Annotated in this window: 8 protein-coding genes; 2 read left to right on the top strand and 6 right to left on the bottom strand. The window is 67.8% G+C overall.

Annotated features, from left to right (window positions below; translation table 11 throughout):
- Positions 1 to 438: 438 nt before the first annotated feature.
- Positions 439 to 828 (bottom strand): 50S ribosomal protein L7/L12, encoded by a 390-nt coding sequence (gene rplL / locus AAFO60_RS12060; protein WP_347956436.1) that lies wholly within the window; start codon positions 826 to 828, stop codon positions 439 to 441.
- 125 nt (positions 829 to 953) lie between these two features.
- Complete coding sequence (rplJ, locus tag AAFO60_RS12055; RefSeq protein ID WP_347956435.1) at positions 954 to 1,484, bottom strand: 50S ribosomal protein L10; 531 nt, start codon at positions 1,482 to 1,484, stop codon at positions 954 to 956.
- A 332-nt stretch (positions 1,485 to 1,816) separates the two neighbouring features.
- On the opposite strand from rplJ, the gene AAFO60_RS12050 reads away from it, so the two are divergent.
- Entirely contained in the window at positions 1,817 to 3,004 is a 1,188-nt protein-coding gene (locus AAFO60_RS12050; protein WP_347956434.1) for a glycoside hydrolase family 76 protein, read from the top strand.
- A 118-nt stretch (positions 3,005 to 3,122) separates the two neighbouring features.
- Complete coding sequence (locus AAFO60_RS12045; protein ID WP_347956433.1) at positions 3,123 to 5,195, top strand: CocE/NonD family hydrolase; 2,073 nt, start codon at positions 3,123 to 3,125, stop codon at positions 5,193 to 5,195.
- Here AAFO60_RS12045 and AAFO60_RS12040 read toward each other — a convergent pair.
- From AAFO60_RS12040 to rplK, 4 genes are all read right to left on the bottom strand, one after another.
- Positions 5,189 to 5,683 carry a TIGR04338 family metallohydrolase gene (locus AAFO60_RS12040; RefSeq protein ID WP_347956432.1) on the bottom strand — a complete coding sequence of 165 codons (495 nt, stop codon included), beginning with the start codon at positions 5,681 to 5,683 and terminating at the stop codon, positions 5,189 to 5,191. The genes AAFO60_RS12045 and AAFO60_RS12040 overlap by 7 nt on opposite strands.
- Positions 5,680 to 6,504: a DUF2786 domain-containing protein gene (locus AAFO60_RS12035; protein ID WP_347956431.1), complete on the bottom strand. Its 825-nt coding sequence runs from the start codon at positions 6,502 to 6,504 to the stop codon at positions 5,680 to 5,682. The genes AAFO60_RS12040 and AAFO60_RS12035 overlap by 4 nt, the downstream gene beginning before the upstream one ends.
- 135 nt (positions 6,505 to 6,639) lie before the next feature.
- Positions 6,640 to 7,350: a 50S ribosomal protein L1 gene (gene rplA / locus AAFO60_RS12030; protein ID WP_347956430.1), complete on the bottom strand. Its 711-nt coding sequence runs from the start codon at positions 7,348 to 7,350 to the stop codon at positions 6,640 to 6,642.
- Positions 7,351 to 7,444: 94 nt separating this feature from the next.
- Entirely contained in the window at positions 7,445 to 7,879 is a 435-nt protein-coding gene (gene rplK, locus AAFO60_RS12025; RefSeq protein WP_347956429.1) for a 50S ribosomal protein L11, read from the bottom strand.
- Positions 7,880 to 7,881 lie beyond the last annotated feature (2 nt).

The following is a 7,881-nucleotide window of genomic DNA, read 5'->3' as shown; positions in this document are numbered from 1 at the left end:
GAGCTGACAAGTCGAGACGAAGCCCACCATGATGGCCGCACATACGACACCAGTCCCACTCGGACAAGGAGCTAGAACCAAGCCTTCCAGCTAGCACCAGACCAGCCAATACCCATTAGAGATACGCGTCCTCCGCTGCGCTCCGGTCGCTACTCGACCACCCTGAAAATGCCGCACCCAGCCACGAACCAAGGACACCCCTCCCAGGCTGGTCGAGTAGCCCGCGAACGAAGTGAGCGAGCGTATCGAGACCCCGCACCCACCAGGCCTCGATACGCGACCACCCTGCAGGCCGCCCCGAAGCAGGGACAGCTTGCCGCAGGCCCCTCTCACGCGTCGCTCCGACCGAGCCTGGGAAGACAAACGGACCCGCAGGGCATCCCTGCGGGTCCGTAGTCAATCGCCCCTGACGGGCGAGTGAAAGGTCTGAGCCTCAGATCACTTGAGCGAGATCTTGGCGCCGGCCTCTTCCAGCTTGGCCTTGGCAGCCTCGGCGTCTTCCTTGCTGACCTTCTCCAGGAGGGCCTTCGGAGCGCTCTCGACGAGGTCCTTGGCTTCCTTCAGGCCCAGGCCCGAGACGACCTCGCGGACGACCTTGATGACCTGGATCTTCTTGTCGCCGGCCGACTCGAGCACGACGTCGAACTCGTCCTGCTCGGCAGCAGCCTCGGCGCCACCGGCAGCCGGAGCACCGGCAGCGGCGATCGCGACCGGAGCGGCAGCGGTGACCTCGAAGACCTCTTCGAACTTCTTCACGAAGTCGCTGAGCTCCAGCAGGGTCAGTTCCTTGAACTGGTCGATGAGCTCGTCAGCGGTGAGCTTCGCCATGATGGCGTCCTTCCGTTAAATCCCCGCCGGTGCGGGGGCGCCTGCATTGCAGGCTGGTTCATGGGGGTGTCGACTCCGTCGGCGTGGCCGAGCGGTCGGAGCCGGGTGGTGGAGGGTTCCGAAGATCAGGCGGCTTCGCCGTCTGCTTCCTTCTTCTCCTGCAGAGCCGCGGCGAGACGCGCGACCTGCGATGCAGGCTGGTTGAACAGCCCAGCGGCCTTTGCCAAGTTGCCCTTCATGGCGCCCGCCAGCTTTGCCAGCAGGACCTCGCGGGTCTCCAGGTCGGCGATCGCTTCGATCTCAGTCACGGACAGCGCACGGCCGTCCATGTAACCGCCCTTGATGATCAGGTTCTTGTTGTCCTTGGCGAAGTTCTTGATCGCCTTGGCAGCCACGACCGGCTCACCCTCGATGAAGGCGATAGCGGTCGGACCGGTGAACAGATCATCGAGACCCTCAAGGCCCGCCTCGGTGGCGGCGCGCTTGACGAGGGTGTTCTTGGCGACGGAGTAGGTAGCGCCTTCGCCGAGCGAGCGACGCAGCTGCTGGAGCTGCGGCACCGTGAGACCGCGGTACTCCGTGATCACGGCAGCGGTCGATCCGTTGAACTGCTCGGCAATCTCCGCAACTGCAGAGACCTTGTCAGCCTTAGCCATACTTCGCCTCCTCTCGTGTCACATTCGTTGTGCTCCGGCGGACCGGAACACCTGATCCAGAGGTTGACGCGGGGTACCGGAGCGGTTCGACGAGGAGAACGGTGCGAGAAATGAGAAGCGCCCCGGGCAGGAGGCACGGGGCGCACAGAATGGATGGCCTGAGCCACCGCATAGAGATATCACCACGTTCATCCTGCGTGGGCCGCCGACTCGCATCGGGCCTTCGATCGGAACACATCCGACAACCAACGGTCTCTGGTTGAACTGACGCGATCGCTTCGACTTCCACGTGGGTCATCGGGCTGATCGCACCGGCTAATAGGGTATCGAGTATGACGGCTGAAGCCAAATCGTCGGCGCAGGACCGGGCCGCGGCGGCCCAGACCGCGATCCGCGAGCGCCACCTGCACCCCCTGTGCGGGTGGGTGCCGGGGACCAGGATCGGCGCCGTCGCCTGGCCGCCGGTGGGCCGACCGTTGTCGATCCGACGACTGACCGCGTCGTGGAACTACTGGTGGCAGGCCCACCTGGTGGATCTGCTCGTCGACGGCGCCGTCCACCGCAACGACGCCCCGTGTGCCGCCGACGCCCTCGCGCTGCTGCGAGGGATTCGGCTGCGCAACCTCGGACGCTGGACGAATCACTACTACGACGACATGGCCTGGCTCGGTTTGGCGATCGAACGCGCCGACCGACATCTGGGACCGCAGACCGGCCGCACCCACCACCGGGCCCTGGGCACTCTGACGTCTGTCCTGCTGCGGGCCTGGGCGCCCGAGCTCGGCGGCGGCATCCCGTGGCGGACCACCGACACCTTCTTCAACGCCCCGGCCAACGGTCCGGCCGCGATCCTGCTGGCCCGGACCGGACACATCGCGCGGGCCGCGGCCATGACCGACTGGATCGATCGTGAACTGCGACTGCCGAGCGGGCTGATCGCCGACGGCCTGCGCGTGCACCCCGGCGGCGACCGAGAGCTCGTGTCCGCGGTGTTCACCTACTGCCAGGGAGTCACGCTCGGCGCCGAGGTGGAGGCGTACCGGCGCCTCGGCGGCCCGGCCCGCGTGGATCGGATCGACCGTCTGCTGACCGCGGTCGCGGCCACGCTGGCGCCCGACGGCGTGATCACCGGTGCCGGCGGCGGCGACGGCGGACTCTTCGCCGGGATCCTGGCGCGCAACCTGGCCCTGGTGGCCACCGACCTACCCGCCGCGGCCCCGGGTTCGGCGGACCTGCGCGCCCACGCGCGCAGTCTCGTGCTCGACAGCGCCGAGGCCGCGTGGGCGCACCGGGCCGTCGACGACGACGGCCTGCCCGTGTTCGGTCCGGACTGGAACCGGCCGGCCGTCGTCCCCCGCGCCGGCGGCTCGGCGGCACGGAAGAGCCACGGCGCGGTGTCGTCGTCGAGCACCCCGGAACGGGATCTGTCGGTCCAGATTTCGGCCGGAATACTGCTGGAAGCAGCGGTTTCGGTCACGATCGGATTACCTGAGCACACCGGTTCGGCCACCCCGGATTAACTATCTGGCAGATGATCGTTTTAGATTAGTGAAGGACTCCGCGTGATTCGCGCCACAACGTGACGGGCGCGGGGCCGAGGAGACACCTCGCACCGAGAAGGCAAAGGGGGACCCGAAGATGACCCTGCAGTTCGATATGAACGACCGTGAGTTCGCAGTCCCGCAGGAACGTCGCCCGCTGGCGCCGGCACCCGTCTACCGAGATGCCGCAGGAGGCGTCGCCGCCCTGGAGTGGCGGCAGGCCGTCGACGGACCCAAGCCCTTCCCCCGCGTTCACATCGACCGCAGTGTTCGACTGACGATGAGCGACGGCGTCCGCCTGCGCGCGACCGTCGTCCGTCCCGCGAACCGATTCGGCCAACCCGTCAGCACGCCGCTTCCGGCGATCCTCAACGTCAACCCCTACAACCGCGCGGTCCTCGACGGACTCGACCACGCTCTGCACGGGCCGGTGATCGGGAAGTCGGTGCACGCGGCGAGCACGACCCTCACCACCGACGACGGCGCGCTCGCCGGACTCAGCCGCATCACCCGCACCTTCGGCAAGGGCCTGTGGGACGTCTTCGGCATCAACCGGAACCTGGTGCGCTCCGGCTACGTCCAGGTGCTGGTGGACGTGCGCGGCACCGGCACCTCGCACGGCCGCTGGCAGATCCTGGGTGCCCGCGAACAGCAGGACAGCCTCGAGGTGATCGACTGGATCACCGAGCAGGACTGGTATGCCGACGGTGTCGGGATGACCGGCTGGTCGTACTCGGCGATCAACTCCCTGCAGACCGCCAGCCATCGACCCGACGCGCTGAAGGCGGTCTTCGCCGTCGAGGGCAGCGAGGACGTCGTCCGCGACATCTACATCACCGGCGGCATGCCGTCGGCGTTCATCCCGCTGTGGCTCGCACTGGTGAACGGCCTCAAGTGGCTGCCGAATCCGGCGACCGCCGTGGCCGACGTGATCCGCGGCGACGCCTACCGGTGGCTGTCGTCGAGGATCAAGTCGCCGGCCACCGAGATGCCTTCCCTGATGTGGGGTTTCCTCACCGCCCGCGACGACCGCATCTTCGACGACCCGTATTTCACCGAGCGAGACCCGAAGATCGAGAACATCGTCTGTCCGACGTTCACCGTCGGCGGCTGGCACGATCTGTTCGGTCGCAGCGCCACCCGCGTTTACTCGAAGCTGCAGATGGCGCCCGGTCGCAAGCAGGTGCTCATCGCCGACGGCTACCACCTCGATCCCGGCTGCGATCACCAGCGCCCGTACAGCCCGCCGCGCCTCGACGTGTTGCAGCGCGCCTGGTTCGATCGCTGGCTGAAGGGCATCGACAACGGCGTCGACGACTACGGTCCGGTGACGCTGGAGCAGCAGGGCGGCGGCTGGTCGTGCGGACCGGCGTTCCCCCGTCAGGAGGTCGCGCCGCGGCGCCTGTTCCTGACCGAGGAGCCGACCGGCACCGCGATGCACACCCAGCACGACGGCGGTCTGCGCCCTGCACCAGCGACTCGTCGCCGTTCCCTGCGCATCCGCCCCAGCCTGCGCGGCTTCGTCTCCCGCGATCTTGCGCAGGTCACCGCGGGTGCGGCGATCGTCTTGGGCGAGAAGTTCAGCACCGACGCGTCGTTCCAGGAGGAGGCGGGGCTGTCGTTCACCAGCGAACCGGTGGCGCGCCCGACGCAGATCTCCGGCGCGATGAACCTGCGGCTGAACGTCTCCACGACCGCGCACGAGGGCATCTGGGCGGTCACGGTCAACGACGTCGCTCCCGACGGGACGTCCACGGTGCTGACCAACGGCGCGCTGACCGCGTCGAACCGGGCCCTGGACCCGTCGCGCTCCACGTACACCGACGACGGTGTGCTGCTCGACGCCTACCACTACCTGACGCGGGAACGGCGGCTGCCGGTGCCCGCCGACGAACCGGTGCGCATCGACGTGGACATGGTCCCCACCGACGCCGTGTTGGCTCCCGGGCACCGACTCCGCGTGAACGTCTACGCGGCCAGCCTGCCCCGCTACCTGACGATCGTCCCCGACCTGATCAAGGCGCGTGGGCGGCGTCAACAGTTGGTGTTGGACGCGGCCAAGCCCAGCTACCTGACCTTCCAGACCGACGGCGACCTGGGCGCCGAGACCGATCCTCCGCATCGGATGCAAGCGGCCGATGGTACCGGAGCCGTCGGCGCCGGTCACTGAGCCGACAGACCGCTTTCACCGAACACGATGCGGTACACCAGGCCGACTTCGGGTCCCAACACCAGGCCGACGAGGTCGATGAGCGTCCCGACGAAGCGCGGCCCGTGGGCCGGCTCGCCGTCGTCGTCGAGGTGATGCGCCAGCTCGTGCAGCACCACGGCCTCGCGCAGCGCCCAACGCCCCGCGGTACCGTCCGGCACTGCCATGACCGCACCGGCACGCTCATAATGGGCTGCTCGACTGCCCGTCCGCACGCGGACCCGCACCGGAACTGCCGCGCGCTGGAACCGCTCGACGACCGGGCCCAGTGCCAGCACCCGGTCCAGGTAGGCGGCCACATCGTCGACCGAGCCGAACTTCGCCTCGGGCGGCAGCGTCAGTTCAGCACCTGCGATCTGCACCGTCTGCGCCCCGCCGGCACGGTCGAGTATGTGGTGCACCATCTGCTCGGCGGCGTACACGCGGGCGCGCGCACTGTCGCGACTCACGACTCCAGGGCGCCGCGTGTCGTGCCGAACTCGCGGTCGGCGCCGAGACGCGCACGTCGGCCCGCTCGGTCACCGGCCTGCCGGGCCGCCGACGAGTATCCCGCCGTGGCGCTGGACGGGCGCCACGTGCCGCGCGCCTTGGACGCGGTCCGGTAGAAGTCCCGGATCTCGAGCTCTTTGTCACGGAGCGCGACCGCGGTCGACGCCCCTCTCCCCCCGCGTCCCCCTTCTTCCTGCGCAGACACTTCCGTCTCGCGCGCCTCTGAGAGGCGGGCACCGATGCGCGCGGCGAATGCCGACTGGAAGTTCAATCGCGCAGTGATCGGCGACAGCGCCTTCTCTTCGACGACGCGCCGGCGGATGAACCCCTCGGTTCGGGTGACCAACTGCCGCGCGGTCTCGCCCTTGTACGCACCCGACTTCAGGTATGCGTCGCTGGCCGCGACCATCTGGATGACCAACGAGGTGTAGAGCGCCTCGGTGGCGTCGATGTCGGTCTCGAAGCCGTAGGCGATCACAAAGGTCGAGTTGGACGCGACATCGCAGGTGAGGTCGTTGGCCCGAGCGATCTGCACGAACAGTTGAACATAGGTCCGGAGTCCGCGTTTGCCTGCACGCCCGATCTCGATCTGACGGATGACCGGCGCGGCCGCCCGTCGCGCTGCCGGGTCGTGTGCACGGGCCATCGCCAGATCGATCGACGCGGCCGTGGCCAACCGTTGCGCAGCGGCCATGAAGGCCTCGGCCTCATGCTCGTTGTCGGTGCCCTCGGCCTGGCGCAGCAGACCGCCGATTCGGGTCAGGAGTTTGTCGTCGCGCATGGGATTCAGGTTAACGACCGGTACCGACACCTCCCAATGCCTTGTCCACAGGCTCGACGCCTGCGGAGCCCAGCAGCGAAAAGAACAGGACCCCGCCTCGCGGCGGGGTCCTGTTCTTGGTTGATCGTCAGACGATCAGGCCTGCTCGGTGAAGTTCCGCGAGACCGACGGGTCCACCGGGATACCGGGGCCGGTGTTGGTCGAAACCGTGACCTTCTTCAGGTAGCGGCCCTTGGCTGCGGTCGGCTTCGCACGCATGATCTCGTCGTACGCCGCACCGTAGTTCTCGGCGAGCTTGTCGGCGTCGAACGACGCCTTGCCGATCACGAAGTGCAGGTTCGCGGCCTTGTCGACGCGGAAGCTGATCTTGCCGCCCTTGATGTCACTGACGGCCTTGGCGACGTCGGTGGTGACCGTGCCGGTCTTCGGGTTCGGCATCAGGCCGCGCGGGCCCAGGACGCGGGCGATGCGACCGACCTTGGCCATCTGGTCCGGGGTGGCGATCGCGGCGTCGAAATCGAGCCAGCCGCCCTGGATCTTCTCGATCAGGTCCTCGGCACCGACCTCGTCGGCGCCGGCGGCAGCGGCCTCGGTGGCCTTGTCGCCCGCGGCGAAGACGATGACGCGTGCGGTCTTACCGGTGCCGTGCGGCAGGTTGACGGTGCCGCGGACCATCTGGTCGGCCTTACGGGGGTCGACGCCGAGACGGATCGCGACCTCGACCGTGGAGTCGGTGTTCTTCGACCCGGTCTCCTTGGCGAGGTTCACAGCCTCCAGCGGGCTGTACAGGTTGTCGCGATCGATCTTCTCGGCGGCGGCCCGGTAGGCCTTGCTCTTCTTGCTCATGTGCTCTGTTCTCTCTCCCCGCCGTCAGTGGCAGGAGTCAGTGGTAACTGGGCCGAGCGCGGCCCTCCCACGGTTTTCGAGGGGGTGGTGGCTGTCAGCCTTCGACGGTGATACCCATCGAACGTGCGGTGCCGGCGATGATCTTCGCTGCGGCATCGATGTCGTTGGCGTTCAGGTCCTCGGTCTTGGTCTTCGCGATCTCGCGGACCTGATCCATGCTGACCTTGCCGACCTTGTTGGTGTGCGGCTCGCCCGAACCCTTCTGGAGGCCTGCGGCCTTCAGCAGCAGCTTGGCTGCCGGCGGGGTCTTGAGCTTGAAGTCGAACGAGCGGTCTTCGTACACGAAGATCTCGACCGGGATGACGTTGCCGCGCTGCGACTCGGTCGCCGCGTTGTACGCCTTGCAGAACTCCATGATGTTCACGCCGTGCTGACCGAGCGCCGGACCCACGGGCGGAGCCGGGTTGGCCTGGCCCGCCTGGATCTGGAGCTTGATGATCCCGGCGATCTTCTTCTTCTTGGGAGGCATCT

The sequence above is a fragment of the Gordonia aichiensis genome, assembly GCF_039946255.1.
GTDB lineage: Bacteria > Actinomycetota > Actinomycetes > Mycobacteriales > Mycobacteriaceae > Gordonia > Gordonia aichiensis_A.
The sequence above is the reverse complement of the archived record's forward strand: the minus strand, read 5'-3'. Positions and strand labels throughout refer to the sequence as shown.

Coding starts and splice junctions, on each gene's coding strand:
- AAFO60_RS12035 (WP_347956431.1), bottom strand. CDS start 6,504: ATGCGCGACGACAAACTCCTGACCCGAATCGGCGGTCTGCTGCGCCAG.
- AAFO60_RS12050 (WP_347956434.1), top strand. CDS start 1,817: ATGACGGCTGAAGCCAAATCGTCGGCGCAGGACCGGGCCGCGGCGGCC.
- rplK (WP_347956429.1), bottom strand. CDS start 7,879: ATGCCTCCCAAGAAGAAGAAGATCGCCGGGATCATCAAGCTCCAGATC.
- rplA (WP_347956430.1), bottom strand. CDS start 7,350: ATGAGCAAGAAGAGCAAGGCCTACCGGGCCGCCGCCGAGAAGATCGAT.
- rplL (WP_347956436.1), bottom strand. CDS start 828: ATGGCGAAGCTCACCGCTGACGAGCTCATCGACCAGTTCAAGGAACTG.
- AAFO60_RS12045 (WP_347956433.1), top strand. CDS start 3,123: ATGACCCTGCAGTTCGATATGAACGACCGTGAGTTCGCAGTCCCGCAG.
- rplJ (WP_347956435.1), bottom strand. CDS start 1,484: ATGGCTAAGGCTGACAAGGTCTCTGCAGTTGCGGAGATTGCCGAGCAG.